The organism is Synechococcus sp. H55.10, from assembly GCF_047502715.1.
In the GTDB taxonomy this organism is placed as follows: domain Bacteria; phylum Cyanobacteriota; class Cyanobacteriia; order Thermostichales; family Thermostichaceae; genus Thermostichus.
The window spans coordinates 1-24,100 of sequence record NZ_JANSJJ010000219.1 but is presented as its reverse complement, the minus strand read 5'-3'; the positions used below and the strand labels follow the sequence as shown (position 1 = coordinate 24,100).

The 24,100-nt window shown below is 59.5% G+C and carries 22 protein-coding genes and 1 pseudogene; 8 read left to right on the top strand and 15 right to left on the bottom strand.

Going from position 1 to position 24,100, the window contains the following annotated elements; genetic code table 11:
• The first annotated feature begins 201 nt into the window (after positions 1-201).
• Positions 202-1,644 (top strand): hemolysin family protein, encoded by a 1,443-nt coding sequence (locus tag NW858_RS11755; protein WP_414335896.1) that lies wholly within the window; start codon positions 202-204, stop codon positions 1,642-1,644.
• A gap of 4 nt (positions 1,645-1,648) precedes the next feature.
• Here NW858_RS11755 and NW858_RS11750 read toward each other — a convergent pair whose 3' ends face one another.
• Complete coding sequence (locus tag NW858_RS11750) at positions 1,649-3,184, bottom strand: aminotransferase class I/II-fold pyridoxal phosphate-dependent enzyme (RefSeq protein ID WP_414335898.1); 1,536 nt, start codon at positions 3,182-3,184, stop codon at positions 1,649-1,651.
• Between the two features lie 126 nt (positions 3,185-3,310).
• On the opposite strand from NW858_RS11750, the gene NW858_RS11745 reads away from it, so the two are divergent.
• Positions 3,311-3,877, top strand: a complete 567-nt coding sequence (locus NW858_RS11745) for a DUF2854 domain-containing protein (protein ID WP_414520566.1) — start codon at positions 3,311-3,313, stop codon at positions 3,875-3,877.
• A 420-nt stretch (positions 3,878-4,297) separates the two neighbouring features.
• Here the strand turns inward: NW858_RS11745 and NW858_RS11740 are convergent, their stop codons facing one another.
• The 6 genes and pseudogenes from NW858_RS11740 to pilM all read right to left on the bottom strand — a co-directional run bounded on the left by NW858_RS11740 (position 4,298) and on the right by pilM (position 10,665).
• Positions 4,298-5,479, bottom strand: a complete 1,182-nt coding sequence (locus tag NW858_RS11740) for an Ig-like domain-containing protein (protein WP_414520565.1) — start codon at positions 5,477-5,479, stop codon at positions 4,298-4,300.
• An 87-nt stretch (positions 5,480-5,566) separates the two neighbouring features.
• The gene (locus NW858_RS11735) at positions 5,567-6,775 is read right to left on the bottom strand and encodes a type II secretion system protein GspD (protein ID WP_414520571.1); all 1,209 of its coding nucleotides are present in this window, start codon (positions 6,773-6,775) and stop codon (positions 5,567-5,569) included.
• A gap of 636 nt (positions 6,776-7,411) precedes the next feature.
• Positions 7,412-7,567, bottom strand: a pseudogene (locus tag NW858_RS11730) (AMIN domain-containing protein); the annotation flags it as partial.
• A 430-nt stretch (positions 7,568-7,997) separates the two neighbouring features.
• Positions 7,998-8,738, bottom strand: a complete 741-nt coding sequence (locus NW858_RS11725) for a hypothetical protein (protein WP_414341968.1) — start codon at positions 8,736-8,738, stop codon at positions 7,998-8,000.
• On the bottom strand, positions 8,738-9,448 hold the full coding sequence (locus NW858_RS11720; protein WP_414510122.1) for a PilN domain-containing protein: 711 nt from the start codon (positions 9,446-9,448) through the stop codon (positions 8,738-8,740). Before NW858_RS11720 ends, NW858_RS11725 begins: the two co-directional genes overlap by 1 nt.
• Before the next feature lie 59 nt (positions 9,449-9,507).
• Positions 9,508-10,665, bottom strand: a complete 1,158-nt coding sequence (gene pilM / locus NW858_RS11715; RefSeq protein ID WP_414520564.1) for a type IV pilus biogenesis protein PilM — start codon at positions 10,663-10,665, stop codon at positions 9,508-9,510.
• 165 nt (positions 10,666-10,830) lie between these two features.
• On the opposite strand from pilM, the gene purN reads away from it, so the two are divergent.
• Together purN and NW858_RS11705 are read left to right on the top strand one after the other, a co-directional pair.
• Positions 10,831-11,475 (top strand): phosphoribosylglycinamide formyltransferase, encoded by a 645-nt coding sequence (gene purN / locus NW858_RS11710; protein WP_414335208.1) that lies wholly within the window; start codon positions 10,831-10,833, stop codon positions 11,473-11,475.
• A 44-nt stretch (positions 11,476-11,519) separates the two neighbouring features.
• Positions 11,520-12,299 carry a hypothetical protein gene (locus NW858_RS11705; protein WP_414335206.1) on the top strand — a complete coding sequence of 260 codons (780 nt, stop codon included), beginning with the start codon at positions 11,520-11,522 and terminating at the stop codon, positions 12,297-12,299.
• 9 nt (positions 12,300-12,308) lie between these two features.
• Here the strand turns inward: NW858_RS11705 and NW858_RS11700 are convergent, their stop codons facing one another.
• From NW858_RS11700 to mrdA, 5 genes are all read right to left on the bottom strand, one after another.
• Positions 12,309-13,304 carry a hypothetical protein gene (locus NW858_RS11700; protein WP_414348375.1) on the bottom strand — a complete coding sequence of 332 codons (996 nt, stop codon included), beginning with the start codon at positions 13,302-13,304 and terminating at the stop codon, positions 12,309-12,311.
• 150 nt (positions 13,305-13,454) lie between these two features.
• Positions 13,455-14,114, bottom strand: a complete 660-nt coding sequence (locus tag NW858_RS11695) for a hypothetical protein (RefSeq protein ID WP_414335203.1) — start codon at positions 14,112-14,114, stop codon at positions 13,455-13,457.
• Between the two features lie 25 nt (positions 14,115-14,139).
• Complete coding sequence (gene cobD / locus NW858_RS11690) at positions 14,140-15,288, bottom strand: threonine-phosphate decarboxylase CobD (protein WP_414335201.1); 1,149 nt, start codon at positions 15,286-15,288, stop codon at positions 14,140-14,142.
• Positions 15,289-15,335: 47 nt separating this feature from the next.
• Complete coding sequence (locus NW858_RS11685) at positions 15,336-15,641, bottom strand: HU family DNA-binding protein (RefSeq protein WP_414335200.1); 306 nt, start codon at positions 15,639-15,641, stop codon at positions 15,336-15,338.
• Between the two features lie 303 nt (positions 15,642-15,944).
• Positions 15,945-17,825: a penicillin-binding protein 2 gene (gene mrdA / locus NW858_RS11680; RefSeq protein ID WP_414520563.1), complete on the bottom strand. Its 1,881-nt coding sequence runs from the start codon at positions 17,823-17,825 to the stop codon at positions 15,945-15,947.
• Positions 17,826-17,941: 116 nt separating this feature from the next.
• On the opposite strand from mrdA, the gene NW858_RS11675 reads away from it, so the two are divergent.
• Complete coding sequence (locus NW858_RS11675; RefSeq protein WP_414520562.1) at positions 17,942-19,204, top strand: lipopolysaccharide biosynthesis protein; 1,263 nt, start codon at positions 17,942-17,944, stop codon at positions 19,202-19,204.
• Here NW858_RS11675 and NW858_RS11670 read toward each other — a convergent pair.
• Both NW858_RS11670 and NW858_RS11665 read right to left on the bottom strand, forming a co-directional pair.
• Complete coding sequence (locus NW858_RS11670) at positions 19,191-19,556, bottom strand: FHA domain-containing protein (protein ID WP_414335195.1); 366 nt, start codon at positions 19,554-19,556, stop codon at positions 19,191-19,193. The two genes, NW858_RS11675 and NW858_RS11670, sit on opposite strands and share 14 nt — an antisense overlap.
• 93 nt (positions 19,557-19,649) lie before the next feature.
• Entirely contained in the window at positions 19,650-20,486 is an 837-nt protein-coding gene (locus tag NW858_RS11665) for an SDR family oxidoreductase (RefSeq protein ID WP_414335194.1), read from the bottom strand.
• 118 nt (positions 20,487-20,604) lie between these two features.
• On the opposite strand from NW858_RS11665, the gene NW858_RS11660 reads away from it, so the two are divergent.
• Entirely contained in the window at positions 20,605-21,096 is a 492-nt protein-coding gene (locus tag NW858_RS11660) for a YajQ family cyclic di-GMP-binding protein (RefSeq protein ID WP_414335193.1), read from the top strand.
• Positions 21,097-21,567: 471 nt separating this feature from the next.
• Here NW858_RS11660 and hemW read toward each other — a convergent pair whose 3' ends face one another.
• Positions 21,568-22,761, bottom strand: a complete 1,194-nt coding sequence (gene hemW, locus NW858_RS11655; RefSeq protein ID WP_414520561.1) for a radical SAM family heme chaperone HemW — start codon at positions 22,759-22,761, stop codon at positions 21,568-21,570.
• A gap of 65 nt (positions 22,762-22,826) precedes the next feature.
• Between hemW and hisH the strand changes: the two genes are divergently transcribed.
• A complete protein-coding gene (gene hisH / locus NW858_RS11650; protein ID WP_414347141.1) occupies positions 22,827-23,465 on the top strand; it encodes an imidazole glycerol phosphate synthase subunit HisH in 639 nt (212 codons plus the stop codon).
• Positions 23,466-23,487: 22 nt separating this feature from the next.
• Positions 23,488-23,949 carry an EVE domain-containing protein gene (locus tag NW858_RS11645; protein ID WP_414336137.1) on the top strand — a complete coding sequence of 154 codons (462 nt, stop codon included), beginning with the start codon at positions 23,488-23,490 and terminating at the stop codon, positions 23,947-23,949.
• The last annotated feature ends 151 nt before the right edge of the window (positions 23,950-24,100 follow it).

The following is a 24,100-nucleotide window of genomic DNA, read 5'->3' as shown; positions in this document are numbered from 1 at the left end:
TGCCACTGCCTGATGAATGCTTGATGAAAAAGTAGCAATCTTGAGAACTGCAAAAGCTGGGGATCCCGTTTATTTGGGCAGGGGGAAGGTGTTCGCATGATAGACACCCGCTGGCTGAGGCCAGTTTAACTGCTGGCCAGGGGCAGGTGGTCGAGTTAGTCTGGGCTAAAATGCTGTCTATCCGTCTTGCTGCTCCCCCTGATGGACGACCCCCCTTTAGTCTCAGCGGCTACTTTCCCCAACACTGAGCTTTCGTGGGGAGATGCGTCTCTTAGTCTCTTTTGGGTCATCGCTCTTCTGGTCATCAACGCTTTTTTTGTGGCGGTGGAGTTTTCCTTGGTGTCGGCGCGGCGCTCCCGCATGGTGCAGTTGGCCAGCGAAGGGAACCGCCAGGCGGCAATTGTGCAAAAGGCCCAGGAACAGTTGGAGTATGCCCTCTCCACCACCCAGTTGGGCATTACCCTGGCCAGCGTGCTGCTGGGCTGGATCGGGGCCACCCAGGTTGCGCCGACACTGTTTTTGGCCTTGAGGCAGTTGGCCTGGTTGCGGAACGTGGATCCCGCCGTTGTTCAGGGGGTGGCAGTGGTGGTGGTGTTTTCGCTGCTCACCTATTTCCAAATTGTGGTGGGGGAGCTGATCCCCAAGACTCTGGCCATTCTCTACTCGGAGCCGATTGCCCTAAAACTGGCCTGGCTCAACCGCTTGGTGAGCCGCTTTTTGCACCCTTGCGTGGAGCTGCTCCGGTTCTCCTCCCGCTGCTTGTTGCAGCTTTTTGGCGTCCGCATCCCGGAGGCCACTTCTTTTTACAGCACCATGACGGTGGAGGAGCTGCAACTGTTGATCGCCTCGTCGGTGGAGTCGGGCAACATCGAGGCGGAGGAGCGGGAGCTGTTGAGCAATATCTTCGAGTTCGGCGAGACGGTGGCCAGCGAGGTGATGATCCCGCGCACCAGCATCGACGCGGTGCCGGAAACCGCTACGGTGCAAGAGGTGCTGGCCGAGGTGGCCGAATCGGGGCATTCCCGTTACCCGGTCTACGGCGAGTCTTTGGATGACATCCGCGGCCTGATTCATGTCAAGGAGCTGATCGGCGAGCTGGCCAAGGGATCCCTGGATTTGCACAGCCCCATCACCCCTTTCATTCGCGAGGCCCACTTTGAGCCGGAGAACAAGCTGATTGCCGAACTGTTGCCGGAGATGCGGCAGCACCACTGGCCAATGGTGGTGGTGGTGGACGAGTTCGGCGGCACGGCGGGCCTGATCACCATTCAAGACCTGGTGGAGGAGATTGTCGGCAAGCTCTCCGATGGCCCAGATCCCAAGGCGAAGGAGCCGGATATTCAGGAGCTGGACGAAAATACCCTCCTCATCCAGGCCCAGTTGGATATTGAAGAGGTCAACGAGCGCTGCCACCTCAACTTGCCCCTCCACGAGGACTACCAGACGCTGGGGGGCTTTTTGATCTACCACCTGCAGAAGATCCCGCGCGTGGGGGAAAAGTTCACCTACCAAGACATGGAGTTCCAGGTGGTGCGCATGGAAGGCCCACGGGTGGATCGGGTGAAGGTCGTTCGCCACCGCCGCAGCTCTCCCAACCCGCTGCCAGTGCTCCCCCCCGCCCAGACGACCAAGCCTGGCTCTTGAGGAGCTAGGTTTTGACGACCTTGAGGGTCTGCAGCCGCACATCTTCGGGGCCGTTGATAAAGCCGCCTGCCTCGTGCACCAACAACAGATAGTCCACCGCTTCCTGGGTTACCTCTTCGCCGGGCACCAAGATAGGGATCCCAGGGGGGTAGGGGGAGATGATCTCGGCACAGATGTGGCCTACGGCTTCCTGAAAGGGGATCCGCTCGATGGGGGCAAAGAAAGCCTGCCGCGGCGAGAGCCGTTGGGGCGGCAGGGGAGGGCGTTTCAACTGGGCCAGGCGCCGCAGTTTCTCGGCCATCGCCAGCGAGGGTTGGGATCCCTGGGCCTGCTTCGACAAAGCGGCGAAGCTCTCCACCAGCCGGTCGATATCCCGCTGGGTGTTGCCGAGGCTAACGATAAAGACCACGTTGTGCAGGGTGGACATCTCCGGCTGCACGTGGAAGTGGTCGTTGACCCAGTCGTGGGCGTCGAAGCCAAAAAGGCCCAGCCCCGACACCGTCACCGTCAAGCGGGTGCGATCCAGATCGAAAAAGCCAGGTGTAGAGCCGATGCGCTCCGGGCCAAAGCAAAAGAGCCCTGGAATGCGGTTGAGACGGGCGCGGGCTTGATCGGCTAAAGCCAGGGCTTGGCCCAGCAAAGCTTCCCCTTCCAGGGCCATCTGCCGCCGCGCCACGTCCAGCGACATCATCAGCACGTAGTTGGGGCTAGTCGATTGCAGCAGTTGCAAGATGTTGCGCACGCGGTTGGGATCGATGCGGGATCCCTTGAGGTGGAGCATCGAGGCTTGCGTCATGCCGGAGATCACCTTGTGGGTGGACTGCACCACCAGATCGGCACCAGCTTCCAAGGCGGAGAGGGGCAGTTGCGGGTGAAAGCCAAAGTGGGGCCCGTGGGCCTCGTCCACCAGGAGGGGCAGGCCGTGGCTGTGGGCGATGGCCGCTAAGGTTTCTAGGTCGCAGCAAACCCCGTAGTAGGTGGGGCTGACCACCAACACGCCCTTGGCGTCGGGGTGCTCGGCCAGGGCCTGCTCCAGGCCGGCAGGAGTGATGCCGTGGGCAATGCCCAGTTCTATGTCGAAGTCGGGCTCGATATAGGCCGGCACGGCCCCGGAGAGGATCACGCCGGCAATGGCCGACTTGTGACAGTTGCGCGGCAGCAGGATCTTGTCTCCTGGGTCGCACACGGCCATCACCAGGGTTTCTACACCACAGGTGGAGCCATTCACCAGAAACCAACTGCGATCCGCTCCGTAGGCGGCTGCCGCCAGCTCCTGGGCTTCCCGGATCACGCCGTCGGGATCGTGGAGGTTGTCCACCTCCGGCAACTCGGTGAGATCCGCCCGGAAGACGTTTTCTCCCAAAAACTCCCGCAGGTCGGTGGCGATCCCGCGTCCCTGCTTGTGGCCTGGCGTGTGAAAGGGAGCCTTGTCCAAGCTGCAATAGTGGCGAATGGCCTCAAAAAGAGGGGCCCGCTCTTGAGCTTTGCGATCCAGCAGGCGCAGACGACGGGACGCTTTGGACAGATGAGACAAAACCATGGGCCACTCCCCAACACACCAGCGTCCAGTCATTATCCACCCCCAGCGGAGCCAAGTCCACCCTCAAGGTCACCCCAGGGAGCGTCTTTCCTGCTAGCCTGGGTTCAGGTTGCCCTTCCTGCTTGTATGTTTGAAAAGCTGCCCCTCCCCCTGAGCACCCTGGTGTTGCTGGCGGGCGTTGCCGCCACAGCTTGGGGCTTTGCCCAGTACAGCGATCCCACCCTGAACCTCATCGGCCTGTTTACCGGGATCCCCTTGCTGCTGGGGGGGGTGACCATGAAGGTGGTGGAGCTCAAGCCAGTGCCTGCCCTGACGCCCCCCTCGCCAGAAGTGCTCCAAGCCCGTGCTCAGCAGGCCACGGAAATTCAAAAACAAGTCCGCGCCGACATCACCAAATACAGCTATGGGGCCAACGCCCACCTGGAAGAGGCCCTGGAGTTTCTCGGCCTGCGCGGCCCTTTGGAAGCAGACCTACCCAAACTCAAAGGCTACAGAGAAGAATTGCGGGATGGCCGCTACACCCTGGTGCTTCTGTTTGATTCGCCAGCCGTTCCCTTCCAGCAATGGCAGGAGAGCTACCAGAAAAAAATGCAGGGCTTCTTTGGCCGCGACGTGGAGGTGCAACTGCAGCAGCCCCGAGAACATCAGGTGGAGCTGGCGCTCATCGCCCGTCCCGGATCCCAGGCCACCTGAGCAAGACAGCGGGGCTTAGGTCCTTTGCTTCTCTGCACGACTTTTTCACAGTTTTGTTCCTAAGATTAGAACGACTCACACAGGTGTGTTGAAGACTGAGACACTAGAGGAAGGAGACTTGGGGATCCCCATATTTGGGATCCCTATTTTTTGAATGATAAAAAGTTAGCAGGATTCCTCTCGGAGCGACACGAAAACAGCGCCAGCAATGACGCTAATCTCAGCTCTCGTCCTCAAGCTGGTTGCCAGTCGCTTGCCAAAAGCTTCTACAACCCACCTCATGCAATCCAAGGGATCCCTGGCAGCAGTTGTCACCGGTTGGTCTCGTAGGGTTTTGGTTCCAAGATAAGCAGTTGGTCAAGAAACTTAACATCTAGGTCAACTCATCTTAACTCAATAAAGACTCCCCGAGCCATCGGGTTAACTTTTGTGGGTCTCAGCAGCCCAATCCTGAATAATCCAGGTACGCAAGATCTGGATTTCTTCAGGGCTCAAGTGGCCCAAGCGATCCGTGCCGGTGCCGTTGCGGCGAATGTAGGCCAATTCGGGAGATCCGCTGCGTCCAATAAAAGAGCCGGGAAATTCTCCTTGGGGATCACTCACGGGGGGTCTCGGCGTCGGCACAGTTCCCGTCCCAAGCTCCGATAAGGAACCGGGGGCGTCGGCCCCTTCTCCTTCTGCATTCAAGGGGATCCCTGCCGCCCGTTGAATAACAGCATGGCGAGCCAACCAGCGCGGTTTCAGCAACTCGCTATTTTCTGATCCGGGCGTTACGTAACGCATCACCGCGGCATAGCTATCCAAAGGGCTGCGCCGCATCCGACCGGCCCGCTGATGACAACCCACACAGCTAGCATCCAGTAGGGGCTGAATATCTCGCTGGTAGGTGTATTGAGGCTCGGTGCGGAAGGTCAACTCTATGGGATTTTGTAAATCTAGCTCTTTGGCAGCAGGTAAGAACACTCTGTAATCGGTACTGTAGTTGAGTGGCTGTAAAGGCTGTACAATTAGCTCGTTTCCCTGGATATCAAAGGCCACTTCCAAGGGAGGCTGGATCCCAAAAGCCAAACTCGTCGTTCCTGTCGGAAGCTCTCGGTCGAAACGCAGGCGAATACTTTGATCAACTGGGATCCCTCTTTGGCCATTGGAAGGATTGCTAGAGACCAATGCGACTCCACCTTGAGGAAGAGGAGTAAATTCTACCTGAGCTTTTCGGGCCGCCACTCTTGGTTGTAAAAGAGTTAATGCATTGGGATAGAAAGTGGCATATTGCTCCAGTTGAGTTGGCGATGGGTTTTGCTGCCAAACACTGCGAGGCATTCGCACCGTGAAGAGGGGCACTTGTTGTTCCCCACCTTGCCCCAGTACTTCTAAAGTGAGCTGCTCCGCCTGCGGCTGTGCCTGAAATTGTTGTGCCAAGGTTTGCCAAACCAAAGAGCGCGATTGCTCGACAAGCTGTGAATAGCTCTGCCCCTGCACCCGTAGAGAGAGATGATAGGTTTGCGGCCATCCTACCTCACCCCAAGCCAGCACCCAGGCCAACCCGAAGGCGAGCAACAGGGATCCCAGCTTCAGCCAAGGCCGGCGGCGAGAGTTCGACATCAGCATTAATCAGCAACGTATCTTAGGGTTTAGCCGTTGTCAAAGCAACCGGTCTGAGAGAATGACAGTCATTGGCGGGCCACTCTTCTACTCTTCTAGAATAGTTGGGGTAATCAAGACAACAACTTCACTTCTAATGTTCGTCGTGTTTTGCCTACGAAAGAGAGCACCTAGCAGAGGAATCTCAGCAAGAAGTGGAACTTTATCAACAGACACTCGATCCTCCTCTTGTATCAATCCTGCCAAAAATAGTGTTTCCCTGTCTTTAAGTCTGATTTGCAAAGAGCCAACAGAACGCTGATTGAGCAAGCTAATTACGGCTCCGTCTGCTAAAGTGATTTGGCTACCGATAGATGAAACCTGGGGAAGAAGATTCAACGTAACGTAGCCATTGTCATCAATCCTGACATTTTGAATAATTAAGTTGACTCCTGCGTTTCCTTTTTCAAAAACGACTGTTGACGTACCCGTTGCAGGGTCTGTTACCAATCTCCTATTGGTGATAACTTCTTGACCAACTACAATAGCCGCGCCCGTGTTGTTAGCGACGACCACTTTTGGGTCAGCCAGTATCTTGGCTGTTCCTGAAGCAATAGCTGCATCTATGCGGGCCGCAAGAGATTGCTGGAGTCGGTTTAAGGTGTTGAACACAAGTGAGCCGCCAGTTCCTACGGAAGGAACTACGCCAACGTTAGGAACCGAAGACCCTGCAGGTTGGTTGAGGGGAGTTCCACCAAAGGTGGTATTATCTCCAGAGCCCAGTGCAAAGTTGCCAGAGGCACCGCCTAATGCCACTCCTAGACTAGAGTTGTTATTGAGGTTAATCTCAATAAACCTAGCACTAACTAAGACCTGACGACTTCTAAGATCAATCTGGGCAAGGTAGGCTGCAATCACATCATGCTGGGCAGGTGTGGCAACAATAGTTAGTGAGTTTGTTCTTGGATCTGCTTGAATGGCTGACTCTTGAGCGAGAGGGATATTCGATGCTTCCAGGATAGCTAAAATTCTACTTCTGATTTCACTTGGAGTGATACTTAGTTGTCTAGCATTGATTTCGACTGTTGCTTGCCCGCCTCCGGCCCCAGCAGCAGTAAGGTTAAAGGTCTGTTCTGTCTCTTCGATTCTTAGTTGATTAAGTCTATATGTTTTGACAATCTGCTGGCCGACTCCAGGAAGGCTAGTGCCGATAAAAACTGTTTGCCCTACACGAGTTGCTTGCAGTTCCTTCAGCCGCAAGATAAAGTTGAACGTTTCCTGTAAGGGTGAGTCGGCTACATCTAAGGAAATCGTCAAGTCCGGAGGAACGTCGTTAAGAACTACATTTAGTCCAGCTCGACGTACCAAGAGACTCAACACATCACCTACGGGAGCATCCCTCAGGGTTAAGGTAATCTTGGCATTTGAGCCCAAGTCAACTGGAGGGGGAGCAGGAAGGATGCTGCCGACTGCAAGATCCCCTGCCGGAGGAGCTACTGCTCGACCCTGGAAGGGAGAAGTAGTGGGATCAACGGATCCCGGCGGCAGTTGGGGTTGGTTAAGCTGCCCTACGGGGGGCACCTGAGAAATGACCGGCCCAGGGGAAGCCGGCTGAGGGGCAGGAGCCACCTGAGCTGGCGGGGAAGGGGGAGGAGTTTGGGCAAGGGGCTGAGGAGTAGGGGCTGTTCCCTGGGGAGAAGGAGAGTTTTGAGCAACCGAAGGGGCGGCAGGAGCCGGCGGCGGGGCCACAGGCTGAGGTCGGGTTGGCGAGGCCGGTTGATTGGGCGCTACTTGGCTGGGCGCGGCAGCTACAGGAGCCGGTGGGGCAGAGGGCAAGCCCTCAAACTCGAAGACCAACTGTGTTGGGCTGCGCTGGGCCAGCAAGCCCTGGGGAGCTGCCGCAACACCGGCAATTTCTATCCGCACGCTGTCACTGCCCAGTTGCTTGGCTTCGATGAAGCGCACTCCCGGCAAGGGAGACTCCTGACGATAGCGGCCTTGACCGCCATCCAGTTGAGCATTGGTGATATCCCCAATCCAAGACCGGCCCTGTTGGGTAAAGAACACCTGTGGACGGGCACCCCCTGCGGTGTTGATCTCCAGCTTCATGCGGTTGCCGTGGGGCACCAGGCGGATATCGGTGATGCGGCTGAGGCTTTGTGGATTGGCGGAGGTCAACTGCTGAGCGGCGGCTTCCTCAAGTTGGCTTTCTAGAGCCAACAGAGGCAGCGAAAGGATCAAGCTCAATGCACATCCCCAGGCGACTCGACGGTTCATCATCCTCACACCTCACTCCGTTACCCAAGCGTGTTTCTGCTTTACTTCAGCACGGGTTTAGCCAGTGCTTCCCTAATCAAAGCCGAAATTTTGGCCTTTGCCACTACCCGTAGTGGCTTTATGGGTGGTTTTTCCCCGATCTTCGACATAGGAACACTACCTGTATCGGTGCCTCTGGGTTGTCTTTTCCAATTCCCAAGGAGATCCCCTTGCAGCAGGATCCGCTGCGAACCACCAGGGCACAAACGGGGTACAGGCTGGCCTATTGGCCAGGTGTTGGCTGTCCTGCTTCGGGGGGAGCTTGTCCTTCGGCGGGGGTCTGTCCTTCGGGTGCAGGGGCCGTGCCCAAGGGAACGTCCTTGTTGTAGATGTAGGCAATCAAATCAAAAGCGGCGTCCAGCTCCCCTGTGTCTTGAACAGGATTTAGGCTGATGTTGCTCACCCGAAACAAGGTGCGTAGGCGCTCTACATCCCTCATGAGATTGATGATGTCCGTATAGGGGCCCCGCACCGCGACGCGGGTGGTTTGCACCTGGATGGCCGGAGCAATGATCGCGGGCACTTCGGAGTTGGCCGAAGAAGCAGGGGTGAGGGGAGAAGGGGCAAAACTGCGCAGCTCGCTGTTGGGCTGTCCCCGCACCAGCCGGTTGAGATCGATCAGTTGCGTGTCGGCATTCTCGGGGGTAGCCAGCAAGGCGCTGATCTGCTGCTGCTGCACGCGAGCCCTCTCGATTTGGTTGGGCACGTCCTGTAAGCCGGCAATCTGGCCCTGTACCTCCTGCAACTGGCTGGTTTTTTGGGCCACCTCTCTTTCCAAGGCTTGCACCTCTCTGATCAGAGGACGGAGTTGGGTGAAGGCCAAAAAGCCCGCCGCGCCCAGGCCCAGGATCCCGATCAACAGGCCAATGCGAATGGGAGTCAGCTCGACCCCCAACAATATCGGCGGCCCTGCCGGGGGTGCCATTAGTTGGTCGTCGTGAAAACTTTCTACCGAGCCGGTCATCAGTTCCCCTCCACTTGACGCAAAATGCGGATCTTTTCCACCAAGCCTATTGCTCCCCGCTGCTCCAGCTCGCGGGTAAACTCTGGGTCGGGATCCCCTATGGTCCGAATAGTAACCGTTAGGCCGTAGGTGACGCTGGGTTCAGTTTCAGGTGTGCCCTCCACTCGAGAGGCACTGTTGAGAACGGCACTGGTTACGAAGTTGGAATCCAGCAGGGTGAGCAAAAAGTCGTTCACCAAGGGAAAATCCAGCGCCCCTCCTTGGATGTTCACGGTATCCCCAGAGGCGCTGATGTTGGTTATCCACACCCCTCGGCCAGGGATCCTGCGCCGCACTTCTTCCAAAATGGCCGACCAGGGCTGGACGGATCCCAGAAAAGAGCGAAACCCTTCCGTCTGGGTGCGAATGGTTTGTAATTCTTGGCTGAGGCCCTGGAGTCGGGTCAACTCGGCATTGGCTGTGCTGAGTTCACCGTCGAGGCGGGTTCGCTCTGCCCTCAGAGTGTTCCGCTGACGGGAGAAGCTGTCTTGGAAATACCAAAAAGTTCCCATGGCCACAGCAGCTACGGCTCCTCCCAGGAGAATGGCCAAGATCCAACTTTCGGATCGGCTACCGGCAGTTGCCGTGACGGCTACCGCCCCTCCTCCTGCCTGAGCTGCGGTGAGGACATCCGGCCTTTCTTTGAGGAAGTTGATCTCCGGTGTGTACATCTTTTCTGACCGCCTTGTGCATTGTTGGACACTGCATCTGCGTCATCCTGGGCAGATCCCTACTTGTCGGATTCCCGCAACGCCAACCCCAGGGCCACCCCCATCGCCGGGCGCTCCTCCAAGGGCACCTCGATTGAATCCGGCACAAGGATGTTGCCAAAGGGATCCGCCAGTTCTACCGCCACGCTCAACGACTGAGATAGGAAACCATCCATCTGGCCAATGCTGGCCCCCGGCCCGGCCAGCAAGACTTTCACCACCGGGAAGCTGCTTTCTGTGCTCGTAAAGAAGTCGATGGAGCGCTTCAGTTCATCCGCCAAATCGGAGACAACGCGCGTCACTGCTGCTATGCCGGGATTGCTGGGAATCGGTTGATCTCCCGTGGCCAAAACATCGACGGGGTTGAGCAGGGGTAACCTCAGAGTTCGCAACAGGTCGCCGGTGCGGCTAACCGGCAAATTCAGAGATTGGGCCAGCACCTGCCGCATGTGGATGGTGCCGATGTTGACGGTGCGGGTAAATTGCGGGATGCCGTTGACCAAGATGCTGATCTCGCTGCTGTCGTAGCCGATGGAGCCAAGCAACACCGCCTCTTGAGGGCTGTGCTGGATGAGCTGGTCGCGGATGGTGCGAATGAGGGAGAAGCTGGCCAGCTCCACACAGCGCACCTTCAAGTTGGCCGCCTGCAGCACCTCTAGGTAGTTGTCCACCACCTCTTTTGGGATGGCCACCAGCAAGACTTCGATGCGCTCAATGCCATCCTGGGAAAGGTCTAGACCGAGGGGTTGGTAATCTACATCTGCCTGATCCCGTGGGTAGGGAATGTAGAGTTCGGCCTCCTGCTCCAAGACCACCCGGCGCAGCTCGTCGGCAGGCAGGTCGGCAGGCAGGCGAATGAGACGAACGATGGCCTCTCTTACGGGCACTGCTGTGGCTGCCGGCAAGTTGGTGGGCACCTTGTATTCGTTCAACAAGTTGGCCAGGGTCAAGCCAACCGTGCTCGGATCGAGGATGCGCCCCTCGATCATTGCCCCCTCTGGCATTTCCACACTATGGTAGTGGGCCAGACGATAGCGACCATTGCCCTGTTTTTTCAGTTGGGCAACGGCAATGCGCTCGGGGTTGATGTCCACCCCAAGCATGGTTTGAGTTTTGGAACCGCCAAGAAAGCCGAACACGCCGGAAAACTCCGCCCTTTGCGCTACCGCTAGAGGCATACTACCCAATTTATCGGGGGGTTACCACCGATTTGCAGTTGACTCCAAATCTCTACTTCTTGCAGCGAGCGTTTGCATCCCTTTCCAGATGAGCCCAGCCAGAATCAGCAGAGAATCTATCTGGGTTTAAAATAGCGGGGCTGCAGACTTTCCCGCCCAACGCTCATGAACCTACCCAGCTTACTCTGGCCGGATCCCAACGGGATCCCGGCGCCTTCTCAGCCGGGGATCCTCGGCATTTTGGCTTCCGGCAATGGCAGCAATTTCGAGGCTATCGCTCAAGCCATTGAGGCAGGTGAGCTGCAGGCCCAGATTGCTGTGGTCATCACCAACAATCCCATAGCCTACGTGCGGCAGCGGGCCCAAAAGCGAGGGATCCCTTGCCTTGTGCTCAACCATCAAGACTACCCCCGTCGTGAAGATCTGGATGCCGCCATCGTCCAGGTGCTCCGGCAGCATCAGGTGGAATGGGTGATCATGGCCGGGTGGATGCGCCTGGTTACCCAGGTGTTGTTGTCCGCTTACCCGGATCGCGTCTTGAATTTGCATCCTAGCCTGTTGCCCAGCTTCAAGGGCCTGCGAGCCGTTGAACAAGCTCTGAAGTGCGGTGTGAAAATCGCCGGCTGCAGCGTTCACCGGGTCACGCTGGAAATGGACAGCGGCCCCATCGTGGCCCAAGCAGCCGTGCCGGTTCTGCCCGAAGATACCGTGGAATCCCTTTACCGGCGCATCCAAACTCAGGAGCACCGCCTCTACCCGCTGGCCATTCGCCTCTGCCTGGCCGAGGGATCCCTGCTACCCAAGGCTTGAGAGAGGCTGCACAATTGAGGTTGAGTCCAGCGCTGGCGCATCCTATGGCTGAGATCCCGCCTCTCCTCGTCTTCGACAGCCAGGTGATCCTGGCCGGTCGCTTGGCCCTATGGCAGGAGTGGGCCCGCTTTGGAGTGTGTGTGCTGCCGCAGGCGGTGATGGCCGAGCTGGAGCGCTTGACCCGACAGGCCATTGATCCCCAAGAAGAATCGACGGCCCGCGAGTTTTTGCGCCGCTGGCCTGGCCTGGGGTTTGCCGTCTCGGAAGCCCGGGCCCTGGTGGGCGGTGCCGCTGCCAGCGATCAGTCCCTGCGGATCCGCTTGGAAGAGGCAATTGCCGACTGCGCCTATGCCCTGGCCCAACAGCAGCCGGGAACGCTGGTGGTTGTGGTTAGCAACGACCGGCCTTTGGTGGGGCGAATTCAGGGTATAGGTCTCAACAACCTCTGTGCCATCTCCCTGGCAGAACTGAACCGGTGGCTGCGTCAGCAGCAGCGCCCTCAGGCTGTGGCCACGGCTTTGAAGCGGTTGCCAGGGCCGGCCATTCCTGCCGCCAGATTGGCTTCCTCTTCTAGCCCCGCTCCACCCGTCCGTCCCCTGAGTCCTTCTCCAGCTTCAGCGAAGCCACCTGCTCGGGTCGGGTCGAGCCCAACCCGCCTTGGGCCCCTTTTGCAAGGCCTACAGAATGCTCTTGCCTTGTTGCTGGCCCTGGTTTTCCTCTCGGCAGCCGGGTTATTGGCCTGGCGTTGGCTCGATCCAGCAGGGAGCGAAGGAATCTGGCGGCGGCTGCCGCTGTCTCGGATCCCTTGGCTTCGGGATCTGTAGTCATCAAAGCTACTGCTCAACAATCGTGACGTTAAAGCCCTTGCTTTTCAGGGTTTCTGCGTGATAGCGGGCATATTCCAGTTGCTCAAATGCTGCCAACTGCACAAACTTCTGGCCATTCACATCTTTCACAAAGGCGCCATCGGAAACTTGTCGAGCGCGCGCCAAGCTCTCGGCCCCCGAGTAGGTGGTAAGCACCAAGAAGGTGCCCTCGCCGCGGTTCGGCCCCAAAGTATCGGGATCGTTGTTGCCCAGAGGCACCAGGGTCAGGGATCCCACAGAGGTGGGAGATGAGGGTTGAGAGGGGCGCTCCAAACTGGCCGCCAACTGCTCCACCGTTCTGGGCCGAGAGGGTTCTGCGGCAGCCAAGACCAAGTCGGTTTGCAGGCTATCCAGCAGGTTGGGAACGTCTTGAAGGGGAGCGATCTGCAAGTCCCTCAAGTCTGGGGAGGTCGTCAAGCCCAGCGCCAGCCGACTCGGATCCAAGCTGCCGGAATAGAACTCCTCTCCCACCTGCCCTTGCAGCGGTTCCAGTGGGATCAAGGGCAACCGGGACAGATCCACCTGGATGGGGCTCCTTTCTTCTGCTCTGTTGGCAGTGCTTGGGGGCAGAGACAGTTCTGCCGGCCAGATCAGCCAGCGCACCCCAAAGCCAATCCCGGCGCAAGAGAGCACCCACAGCAGCAAGACCCAGAGGGGCGAAAAGGCTCCAGAGGGCCGTGGCATCTCTTCTTCTTCCAGGTCTTCCACCACCTCTTGAATGAGCACAGGTGAGGAGCGCTGCCCAGAGCTGGTATTCCTGAGCTGACCTGCTCGCGGCGGCGGCCCAGAATTCGTGCGCTGCAAACGCTGCCAGAGGCGAAACCGCTCCAATTCTTTCAGCACATCCAGGTGCAGATGGCCCAGCGCTTCCTGAAGAGCAGGTTGAGAACCTGAATGGGATGGGGACTGCTGTGCCGTAGGTACGGGTTGGGTAGTGTCTGGAAGAAGCGGAGAAGGACTCATAGACAGCCCACACTCAACTTAATACAAGTCTGACGGCAAACAATGCCGGTTAACTGTTGTGACAGCCGGAAACAGCTTAACAGGAGAACCTGCCTTGCCAACAAGGACTACCAGCGCTCTATTACCCTGCCATAAGACCATGACAGTCTTCTAGGACTTTGCCTCGAGGTAGAGGGCACACACATCTGCCGGCAGGTGCTGAAGCAAGATCTGGCGGGCAGAGGCAACGATGGCATCCACATCTTCTGGGGCAAGGTAGTATCCGTCGGCCTTGAGTTGGGCGGCAATGCGGGCCGGTGACCAGCCAAAGCAATCCCGCAGCAGCAGAATGAAGCGCAGGTCTCCCGGCAAGGTGTCCAAGCCGGCGCTTAAATAACAGGCCAGTGCCGGCGACAGAGAGGACTTGGTCCCGCCGCCACCAACAGCCTGCGAAGGAGCGGCTTCTTTCTCGGCGGGGATCCCGTCCAAAGCTTGGAGCAGCTCACGAGTTTGCTCTGCCAGCCAGGGTTGCAGCACGGGATCCCCTCGACCAGCCGCTTCTCCCAGAAGGCTGCGGACATCCAGGCGCTGTAGGCGCAGGTAAAGCCGCAACCAAACCTGTTCTCGATAGGCGGCCCATTGCTCGGGCGGCAGATGTTCGGCCAGGATCCCGTCCACCCACTTGCAGTAGCGGCAAAACAGGCCGATGAAGTAGCGCGCCACCTCCGGCTGCCGTTGAAAGGCCCGCAGCAGCTCCAGATCGCTGTAATGGGCCACCCCTCGCACGATGGGGGCATCGCATTCCGGCCAAAGGACAGTAGCTTCGGGCATCAGCATCTCTCCCGCAGAAAAATCCCTAGCTATTCTCCAGGATCTCCCGGCAGGCCGATAGCAACTGCTCCTGCTCCGGCAAGGTGCGTAGGCCAATGCGCAAGTAGCGCTCCCCCAACTCAGGAAAACTCAGGCAATCCCGCACCAGGATGCGGTGTTGCCGCAACAGCTTCTCCTGAATCTGGGTGGCAGAGCCGGGGCAGCGCACCAGCACAAAGTTGGCTTGGCCGGGCCAGGGATCCCAGCCGGGCAGCGCCTGCAGACCGCTCAGCAAATGCTCCCGCGCCGTGGGCAGCCAGGCCAGGGTGCGCCGGCGAAAGTTTTCATCCGCCAGAGCCGCTGCCACCGCCACCGCCGCCAATCCGTTGACGCTCCAGGGATCCCGCCACTGCCGCCAGCGCCGCCAGTGATCCGGGTGCCCCACCGCAAAGCCAATGCGCAAGCCGGGCAGGGTGAAAAACTTGGTCAGGGAACGGATGACGATGGTGTTGGGGTGAGCTGCCAGATGGGGGATCACCGTTTGGCTGCGGGGCATTGCCGACAGACTGGAGTCAGAGCTCAGGCTGGGCGGATCCCGGGGAGAGTCCCCTGGCAGAAAGTCCATAAAAGCCTCGTCCACCACCACCCGCTCGAACTGGGGCAAAAGAGGCAGGATCTCTTGTTGCAGGAGCAGCCGGCCCGTCGGGTTGTGAGGGTTGTTCAGCCAAAGCACCCGGCTGCTCTTGCCTGCCGCCGGCAGGGGTTCTTGCAGAAGGCCAAAATCAGGGGATCCCTGAGCGGGGAAAAAAGGCAACGGCTTGACGGTCACCCCCGCCGCCGCCAGGGCCCGTGCATACTCCCCAAAAGCAGGCTGGGGCAGCCATACTTCCCGCCCTTGGGCATCGCGGGCGGCCCAGGTGAGCAACTCCGCCGCCCCATTGCCCACAAAAATCCACTCGGGCTCGACTGCCCAATGGTTGGCCAAGCAGATGCGCAAGTCGCGGTAGTCGGGATCCGGGTAGCGGCTGATCACAACCGGCTCTGCTGCGGACAGCGCCTGAGCCAGAGCTTGCAAGACCGACGCCGGGGGGCCAAGCGGGTTCAGGCTGGCCGAAAAATCCAGGATCTCCTCCGGAGAGCAGCCAGCAATCGCCGCTCCCCAAGCCCGATTGCCACCATGCCGAGGCCGCCCCATGCCTTGAGAAGAGCCTTACCCAGCAAGCGAGTCCCCACCCGGCGAAATTAAGATTTCCCCCCTGCCACTGCATCGCGGAACGACTTGCCCGCCGTAAAAGCGGGGACAATGCTTTCTGGGATCACCATCTTCTCGTTGGTTTTTGGGTTGCGACCTTCCCGTTGTTTGCGTTTGCGGGCCTCAAAGGAGCCGAAGCCCACCAGGGTCACTTTCCCCTTGGGTTCGCCGTTTTCATCGCGGGATGCGACCTCTTCAACGATGATCTCCAGCGCTGCCGAAATGACGGCCTCCGCTTCTTTTTTGGTTACGTTGGCGCGATGAGCGACGGCATCCACAAGCTCTGCCTTGTTCATCCTGATCTCCTCGTGAGTTAGGCAATAGGGTTAGAACAGTCTCTGGCCGCGTACTCGCGAGGGGCTGCGAAGCAACCACGGCCCAGAGTGTCTTCAGTCTGTAGGAGCGGGGCTTGCCCTGCACTGCGCCAAGGCGCCGCTGGCGCGAATGGCAGGATTGTGGCAGTTTGGCTCCAAATCACTGACATATTCTACAGCCAAGTTAGGTCAGAAGCCTGCTGGGATAGGGGTTTTAGGGGGGCTTGAGGCAATTTTTGGGAAAAAAGAGGCTGCGCAGATAATTTTTGTGCCCGGTCGGCTCACTTATGACTCAGGTCGGAAGTAGGCCCGCATCAGCTCGCGGAAGATCGGGGCTGCCCGGGATCCACCCCCACCGCCGCTGTTTTCCAGAAAGACCACGACCACCAATTCGGGCCGGTCGGAGGGGGCATAGCCGACAAACCAGGCGTGGGAGCGCCGCGGCGGATCCTCGGCGGTGCCGGTTTTGCCGGCGGTAGGGGGAAAGCCCGGCCCCAGGTTGGCGTTGCCGCCGGTGCCGTAGACCACCACATCCCGCAGCCCCTGTTGCAAGATCTCCAGGGTAGCGGGGGAGAGACCTACCTTCTGCCGTAGGGGCACGGGGCTTTCCGGGATCACCTGCTGCGAGAGCAAGGGACGCACCCGCCAGCCGCCGTTGGCCACCGCTGCTGTGACCACCGCCATCTGCAGCGGCGTGGCGGTGATAAATCCCTGGCCGATGGACATGTTCACCGTATCGCCCACATACCAAGGCTCGCGCCAGTGACGCTGTTTCCAGTCGGCGTCGGGCACCAGCCCCACAGCTTCCCCCTTAAGGCCGATCCCGGTCAATTGCCCCAGCCCGAAGCGACGCGACCATTCTTGCAGGGGGGCGGCCTTGGTGCCCAGGGCAATCTGGTAGAAGAAGGTGTCGCTGCTGTAGGCCATCGCCTGGCGGTAGTTCAGCCGCCCGAAGCCGGCGCGGTTCCAGTCCCAGAACCTCCACCCGCCCACCTGGATGTAGGGGCCGGTCTGCAGCACCGTATCCGGGGGAAAGGCCCCCGACTCGATCCCGGCGGCGGTGGCGATGATTTTGTAGGTGCTGGCGGGGGGATAGGGCCGCAGGGCGCGGTTGAGGAAGGGAAAGTCCTGCTGTTGCAGGCTCTCCCACTGGGCTTGGGTGATGCGGCTGGAAAAGAGGTTGGGATCAAAAGTGGGATAGCTGGCCATGGCCAGGATCGAGCCGTCGCGGGGATCCAGGGCGACCACTGCTCCTTTCTGCTGGCCCAGGGCTTGCTCTGCCGCCTGCTGCAGGCGTACGTCCAAAGTCAGCTGCAGGGTGTCGCCCGGTTGGGGGGCTTGTTCTCCCAGCACCCGCAGCACTTCTCCCATGGCGTCCACCTCCACCTGGCGCCCGCCCCACTGGCCGCGCAGATGGCTCTCGAACAATTCCTCCACGCCCATCAGGCCGACGATATCCCCCAAGCGATAGCTGGGATCGGCCCGCAGTTGTTCTTGCGAGATCTCGCCGGTATAGCCCAGCAGGTGGGCGGCCAAGTCGCCATGGGGATAAAACCGCACCGTCTCCGCCTCCACCATCACCCCCGGCAGTTCGCGGCTCATCTCTTCCAGTTGAATGACCACCTGGGGGCTGGCGTTGCGCAGGATGCGTACGGGAAACGGGGAGCGGTAGCCGGCCTGTTCCAGCTTTTGGGCAATTTCTTCGGGGGCCATGTTCAAGGCTTGGGCCAGCTTGGGGATCGTCTCCTGCCAGCCCTGCCGCGACTGCACCAACGGCCACAGGAAGACTGAGTGGGAGAGCTGGCTGCCCGCCAGCAGCACGCCGTTGCGATCCACAATGCGCCCTCGTTCCGGCGGCTGGGGCAAGAGGCGAATGCGGTTGGTATCGGCCAACTGGCGGTAATACTGGGTGCGCACCAGTTGCAAGTAGGCCAGGCGGGATCCCAGCCCCCCCAGGAGCAAGCCGCTGGCCAGCAGGAGCAAGACAACAGCTCGGTAGCCCTGGCCCACCGTTTTGGCCGGCGGGGATCCCAGCCAGCGAGGGCTACTGGTCGGCGGGGGAAGGACGCGGCGCGGGTCGGGGGGCCTGGAGTGGGGGGAAAACAGGGTTTTGGGATCCCGTTCCGCGGATGTGGTGATGTTGCCAACAGGGTAAAGTTTGGCCATGAAGAATTGCCGAATAAAGCTGCAACCCATCCACCCAGCGCACAAGGTTGAATGCCTGGGCGGTCTCTCTCAGCCAGTATCCCCGGCTGCGGCCAGCCTCGTCCAGGAGGGTTGCCGTGGATAGGGCAGAACAACAGCGGCTACGACAGGCTGCCTGGCTGATGCTGGGCAATGGCCTGCGCCTGGGGTTGTCCGGGGCCTATTTCATCCTGCTGGCGCGGCTGTTGGGGCCGGAAGCCTTTGGGGTGTTCTCCGCCATCTTGGCCTGCAGCAACCTGGCCGCCCCGTTTGGCCATTGGGGCCAGTCGGAACTGCTGATCCAGCGCCTGAGCGGCCGGGGATCCGCGGCGGCTGCCCAGGAGATCGGCCCCAGCTTGTGGTTGGCGGGGCTGGGCTGCGGGGGGATGACGCTGCTGTTAACACCTCTGTTGAGCCTTTGGCTGGCCGGGATCTCCCCCCTCGTGGTGGGGATCCTGCTGGGGAGCGACCTGCTGTTTATCGCCATCCCTGAGGTGTACAGGGGGATCCTGATCGGGCAAGAGCGGGTTGCCGGCGTGGCTCTCATCGATACCGGCATGGCGCTGGGGCGGGTTGGCGCTGTGCTGCTAGCGGTGGCTCTGGGTTGGGGATCCCTGGTGCAGTGGGCCGTGCTGTACGGCCTGATGGTGCTGGTCGTGCTGCTGCTGATGGCGCGGGGGATGGGACGGTGGAGCAAGCCTTCTCCCCCCTTGGCCTGGAGAGATCTGGGGGAACGGCTGGCGGCGGGCTGGGATTTTGCCGTGGGGCTGGCGGCGGCAAAAACCTTCACCGATTTGGACAAGCTGCTTTTGCCCCGTCTGGCCTCGGCAGCAGCGGGCGGGCTCTACAGCGCCGCCTACCGGGTGATCAACTTCTCGCAAACGCCGATGATCGCCCTGCTCACCAGCCACTTTGCCGAGCTGTGCCGCCAAGGACAAAAGGGCCTACGGCAGGGCTGCCGCTACGCCTGGCAGCTCTTCCCTTGGGTGGTGGGCTACGGCAGTTTGGCCGCCCTGGGGGTGGCGCTGGGCTCCTACGGGATCCCCTGGGTGCTGGGGTCGGCTTACCAAGAGACGGCCCTCATCCTGCGCTGGCTCAGCCCGGTCATCCTGCTGGAGGGGATCCACCTGCTGCTGTCTCACCTGCTCACCGGAGCCGGGCTGCAAAAGCCCCGCAGCCGTCTGCAACTGGCGGCACTGGGTCTGAACGGGCTTTTGAATGCGGTTTGGATCCCAAGGTGGGGTTGGCAGGGGGCGGCCTTAGCGACCTTGCTGTCGGAGCTGGCTTTGGTGCTGGCCTTGCTGCTATTGGTTCGCAGGCAATGGTGCTCTTGGGAGAGATCGGGACTTACGGGGCCTTGATGATTTTGTAGGTGGCTTTGGCGTCGGGGCCGAAACTGATCACATCTCCCGACCGGAGCTGGTGGGTGGTCAATTTCTGTCCGTTGATCAACAGGCCATTGGTGCTGGGCCGACCTTCCAGATCCCCATCCAAAATGCGGTAGCAATATTCTCCCTCTCGCTCGGCAGGAACCCGCAGCAGCATGGCGTGGTAACGGGAAGCAAACTGAGAGTTGAGACAAATGTCGTTCGCCAAGTCCCGACCGATGAAGTATTTGGCGGATCCCAGCACCTGAGTACGGCGGCCATCTCGGTCTTCCACGATCAAGATGTGCTGCTGAGTGCCGGAAGGAGAAGGCGCAGACTCAACCATACTTCTGCTGTGAGACCAGTATTGAAGTGTACCCCACACTATACCTAAGTTTGGCCCTCTTCCTGCCATTGCCGGGCCTGACCGATCCGATGGCTAGCGAGGGATGTTCTGGAGCAGTGGGCCAACCCAGCCGGGAAAGAGGGTGTAAGCTCCTACCGCCCATTGGGCCATGCCCACCACCACCTCCGACTTGGACTGGCAAGCGGCGTCCCAAATGGCTTCGGCCACTTCTTCTGGCCGGCTGGCCCAAAAACTCTCCAGCGCCTGTTGCATTTGCTCGCGGGCTTTCCCACCTGAGGCTTGGGATTGGCCGTCAGCAGGGGACTCCGGCCCCCCCTCATCCAGAAAGATGGCTCGCTTGAGAAAATCGCTGCTGACAATGCCCGGATGAACACCGATTACCTGGATCCCGTGGGGTTGCAGTTCCAGACGCAGCGCCTCTGTCAGCCCGCTGACTGCGTACTTGCTGGCACAATAGGCGCTCATTTGGGGCAGGGGCATTTTGCCGCCGATGGATCCCACGTTGATGATCTGACCTTTTTTGCGCTTCAGCATATCGGGGAGCACGGCCCGGATGGTGTACAAGTAGCCCCAAAAATTGACCGCCATCAGCGCCTGCCAGTGTTCCAGGGTGGTTTGCAAAAAAGGGCCGCTCATACAGATGCCGGCGTTGTTGATCAGGCAATCGATGCGGCCATAGCGTTCTAGGGTTCTCTCCACCAGGTTTTGCACCTGTTCTGGCTGCGTGACATCGGTGGGAACGGCCAAGACCTCGGCGTTTAGACTTTGCTCCAGGTCGATGGCCGTTTGCTTCAAAGTTTCGGCAGTGCGGGCGGCCAGGGCCAAGCGGTACCCCCCACGGGCAAAGGTGAAGGCGGTGGCTCTGCCGATGCCTTCGGAAGCGCCTGTAATTAAAACAACATCGGCCATCCTGCTTCTCCGCAAATCTGGACAGGGATCCCTCTACCTGTTGTAGCTTCTTTGAGGGTTGGGGATCCCTGCTTGGCCTGAGAGCTTAAGATACGGAACGGTAGCGAAGATAGGGTTTATGGCCTCTACCTACTCATTTGATATCGTCAGCGACTTCGACCGGCAGGAACTGGTGAATGCCGTGGATCAAGCCCGGCGGGAGATCAAACAGCGCTATGACCTCAAGGATACCCAGACAGAAATGGAGCTGGAGGAGGGATCCCTGACCATCACCACCGCCAACGACATGGCCCTCAACTCCATTCGGGAGCTGCTCCTCACCAAAGCGGCCAAGCGGGGCCTCTCCCTGAAAATCTTCGACTTCCAGCCGCCGGAGAGCGTCGGCGGCAACCGGGTGCGCCAAGTGGTTCGCCTCAAAAAGGGCATTGATGCCACGCTGGCCAAGCAGATCGCCAAGCAGATCCGCGACAACTTCAAGAAAGTGCAGCCTTCCATTCAAGGGGATCTGGTGCGGGTTTCCGGCAAGGATAAGGACGAGCTGCAAGCGGTGATTCAAATGCTCAAGCAGCAGGACTACCCGGTGGCGTTGCAATTTGTTAATTATCGCTAGGGAACCGTTGAGCCTCCGTCCCTTCCCCCTCAATTCCCATCCAAATTCAGGATCGCTGGACTCACAGCAAGGCAACGGTAATGCAACAGTTCGTTCACATTTCCAACTCCCCTCTTCTTCTGGGGGCAGGGGTGAGGGTTATAGTCATTTCAAACAGCAATGAAACGGTTCGTTACGTCGTTATTGCTCCGCAACGCCGTCGCGAACGCGCCGCTCTAACTCCCCTCTCCCTCAGGGAGAGGGGCTGGGGGTGAGGGCTGGGAGAGGGGCTGGGGGTGGTCGCGTAAGCGGCGCGGAGCGCTTGGGCCTCAGGGAGAGGAACTGGTCGAAGAGCGCTTGGGGAAATGAGCGCCTGGGAGCTGTTTCAATCTAGTCTGAAATGACTACAGCCTACCCCCTTTAAAGCCTGAGTTGCCGGCCAAGTGGGGTCGGAAACTTTGCCGAGCAATCTTGTGCACGTGGCCGACGCAATCAAGCCAACAAGTCCTTGAGAACCTCATTGGAAAACAGCCAGCCCGCCGGCGGGATCAGCCGCAGCCGCCCGGCCTCACAACTGGCCCAACCCTTCTCAAAATAGGGATCCAGTCTCTCCAAGGCTTGCTTCAGCTTGTTGTCGCCAAAACGCTCTTGTAAATGGCCTAAATCCAGCCCTTCTTGTAAGCGCAACCCCAACATCAAAGTATCCATCCAAACTTCCTCTGGGGATGCTTCCGGGGGGAGGGGGTGGGCTTTGGCTTTCACCTGCTCAAAATAGTCGTAAAGGGTTTTGGGCTGCTGAATGCGCCGTCCCCCTTCGTAGCCGACGGATCCCATGCCAAAGCCAAAGTAAGGGCGATTTTCCCAGTACACCCGGTTGTGGCGGCAGGCATACCCAGGGCGGGCAAAATTGGAGATCTCATAGTGAATGTAGCCTGCTTGGGTGAGCAGCTCTCGCGCCATCAAGTACATTTCAACTGTGGTTTCCTCAGTGGGCAAAGGTGCATCTCCCGGTCGGTACATCCGACCAAATCGGGTTCCCGGCTCAATCGTTAAATCATAGATGGAGACATGGGTGGGGTTGATTTCAAGAACAGCCTGCAGCGATTGCTGCCAGTGCTCCAAGGTCTGGTGGGGCAGCCCAAAGATCAAGTCCAGGTTGAAATTCTCAAAGCCCACTGCCTGCAAGTTGGCCACGGCTTCGTAGACTTCTTCCACCCCATGCAGGCGGCCACAGGCGGCCAGCAGCTCAGGTTGAAACGCCTGTACCCCCAAGCTGATGCGGTTAACCCCCAGATCCCGGTAGCCCGCCAACTGCTCCCGCGTCAGGGTGCCAGGGTTGGCCTCCAGCGAGATCTCGCAGTTGGGATGAAACGGGATCCTCTCCCGCAGTTGAGCCAAGATCCGGCCCAACTGCTCCACTGTCAGCAGGGAAGGGGTGCCGCCGCCGAAAAAAATGCTGGTCAAGGGCTGGGGATCCCCGGCCAAATGGCGGTAGCGGTAGGCGCCGCCGATCTCCTGGCAGAGCCTCTGCACATAGGTTTCCATCAGCTCGCGGGTGCCCAGGCCGGTGGCAAAGTCGCAGTAGTAACAGCGCTGCCGGCAGAAGGGGATGTGCAGATAGGCTGCTGCGGGCCAGCCAAGCTGAGTGGAGAGGATAAGGTTTTCCTCAGATGCTGCAACTACCATAGCTCCCTACCTTGCTAAAACCACTATACTGGTAGGCTCCTAAACGCTTTAGGAAAAGGGATCCCATGAAAGCCGTGCGCCTGGCGGTGATCGACTATGATGCCGGCAACTTGCATTCGGCTTGCAAAGGGCTGGAGCGGGCCGGGGCCGAGGTGCAGCTAGTAACAGAGCCGGCTGGGCTGGAGGCTTTTGATGGCATTGTCCTGCCCGGCGATGGGGCTTTCGACCCGGCCATGCAGCAGTTGCGGGCGCGGGGCTTTGAAGAGGCAATCCGAGCAGCAATCGGGCGGCAGCAGCCCTTTTTGGGCATTTGCCTTGGGCTGCAGGTTTTGTTCGAGGGCAGCGAAGAAGGGACAGAGCCAGGGCTGGGCCTTGTGCCGGGGCGGGTGCAGCGCTTTCGACCGGAGCCTGGCCTGCGCATCCCCCACATGGGCTGGAACCAGTTGCACCTTACCCAGCCCCAGTCTCCTCTTTGGGCAGGGATCCGCGACCAAAGCTGGGTTTACTTTGTCCACTCCTACCACGCCGTGCCCAGCGACCCAAGCTGGGTGGCCGCCACCACCCAACACGGCAGCCAAACCTGCGTGGCCGCCATTGCCGGCGGCGCTTTGTTGGCCACCCAGTTTCACCCCGAAAAGTCCGGCCCGGTTGGTTTGAAGATCTTGCAAAACTTCGTGGACTTTGTGGCAGGATCCCTGGCCTAGACCTCGATTTTTCCCAAGCCCCATGAACTACTGGCTGATGAAATCGGAGCCCAGCGTCTACAGCATCTGGGATCTGCAGCGGGAGGGCCAAACCCTTTGGGACGGCGTGCGCAACTACCAAGCCCGCAACTACCTAAAAGCCATGCAGGTTGGGGATCGCGCCTTTTTCTACCACTCCAACGCCAACCCCCCCGGCATAGCCGGCCTGATGGAGATCCGAGAAACCCAGGTGGTCGATCCCAGCCAGTTTGATCCCACCAGCCCCTACTACGATCCCAAGTCAACCCCTGCGGATCCCCGCTGGCACACGGTGCGGGTGCACTTTGTTGCCGCCTTTGAGCGCTTGATCCCTTTGGCCGAGTTGCGAGCTGCCTTCACCCCCGATGAGCTGGAGGTGGTGCGACGAGGCACGCGCCTGTCGGTGATGCCCGTTCCCCAGGTTGTTGCCGAGCGGCTGCTGGCATTGGCGACTGCTCCTACTTAGCTGCTTCCGTTTCTGAAGATTCAGAGCGCAAAGAGATACAGCGTACCTGAAGCTTCTTAACGAATCCGAAAAATAGGAAACTGGGTATTCAACACCTGCCTAGGATTGAGAAAGCGACCTAGGGCGAGGTCATTGTGGCGCTGCGCGATGA

Bases quoted from the DNA above. Each gene is read 5' to 3' on its own strand.
- NW858_RS11755 (WP_414335896.1), top strand. From the start codon at position 202: ATGGACGACCCCCCTTTAGTCTCAGCGGCTACTTTCCCCAACACTGAG.
- NW858_RS11750 (WP_414335898.1), bottom strand. From the start codon at position 3,184: ATGGTTTTGTCTCATCTGTCCAAAGCGTCCCGTCGTCTGCGCCTGCTG.
- NW858_RS11745 (WP_414520566.1), top strand. From the start codon at position 3,311: ATGTTTGAAAAGCTGCCCCTCCCCCTGAGCACCCTGGTGTTGCTGGCG.
- NW858_RS11740 (WP_414520565.1), bottom strand. From the start codon at position 5,479: ATGTCGAACTCTCGCCGCCGGCCTTGGCTGAAGCTGGGATCCCTGTTG.
- NW858_RS11725 (WP_414341968.1), bottom strand. From the start codon at position 8,738: ATGACCGGCTCGGTAGAAAGTTTTCACGACGACCAACTAATGGCACCC.
- NW858_RS11720 (WP_414510122.1), bottom strand. From the start codon at position 9,448: ATGTACACACCGGAGATCAACTTCCTCAAAGAAAGGCCGGATGTCCTC.
- pilM (WP_414520564.1), bottom strand. From the start codon at position 10,665: ATGCCTCTAGCGGTAGCGCAAAGGGCGGAGTTTTCCGGCGTGTTCGGC.
- purN (WP_414335208.1), top strand. From the start codon at position 10,831: ATGAACCTACCCAGCTTACTCTGGCCGGATCCCAACGGGATCCCGGCG.
- NW858_RS11705 (WP_414335206.1), top strand. From the start codon at position 11,520: ATGGCTGAGATCCCGCCTCTCCTCGTCTTCGACAGCCAGGTGATCCTG.
- NW858_RS11700 (WP_414348375.1), bottom strand. From the start codon at position 13,304: ATGAGTCCTTCTCCGCTTCTTCCAGACACTACCCAACCCGTACCTACG.
- NW858_RS11695 (WP_414335203.1), bottom strand. From the start codon at position 14,114: ATGCCCGAAGCTACTGTCCTTTGGCCGGAATGCGATGCCCCCATCGTG.
- cobD (WP_414335201.1), bottom strand. From the start codon at position 15,288: ATGGGGCGGCCTCGGCATGGTGGCAATCGGGCTTGGGGAGCGGCGATT.
- NW858_RS11685 (WP_414335200.1), bottom strand. From the start codon at position 15,641: ATGAACAAGGCAGAGCTTGTGGATGCCGTCGCTCATCGCGCCAACGTA.
- mrdA (WP_414520563.1), bottom strand. From the start codon at position 17,825: ATGGCCAAACTTTACCCTGTTGGCAACATCACCACATCCGCGGAACGG.
- NW858_RS11670 (WP_414335195.1), bottom strand. From the start codon at position 19,556: ATGGTTGAGTCTGCGCCTTCTCCTTCCGGCACTCAGCAGCACATCTTG.
- NW858_RS11665 (WP_414335194.1), bottom strand. From the start codon at position 20,486: ATGGCCGATGTTGTTTTAATTACAGGCGCTTCCGAAGGCATCGGCAGA.
- NW858_RS11660 (WP_414335193.1), top strand. From the start codon at position 20,605: ATGGCCTCTACCTACTCATTTGATATCGTCAGCGACTTCGACCGGCAG.
- hemW (WP_414520561.1), bottom strand. From the start codon at position 22,761: ATGGTAGTTGCAGCATCTGAGGAAAACCTTATCCTCTCCACTCAGCTT.
- hisH (WP_414347141.1), top strand. From the start codon at position 22,827: ATGAAAGCCGTGCGCCTGGCGGTGATCGACTATGATGCCGGCAACTTG.
- NW858_RS11645 (WP_414336137.1), top strand. From the start codon at position 23,488: ATGAACTACTGGCTGATGAAATCGGAGCCCAGCGTCTACAGCATCTGG.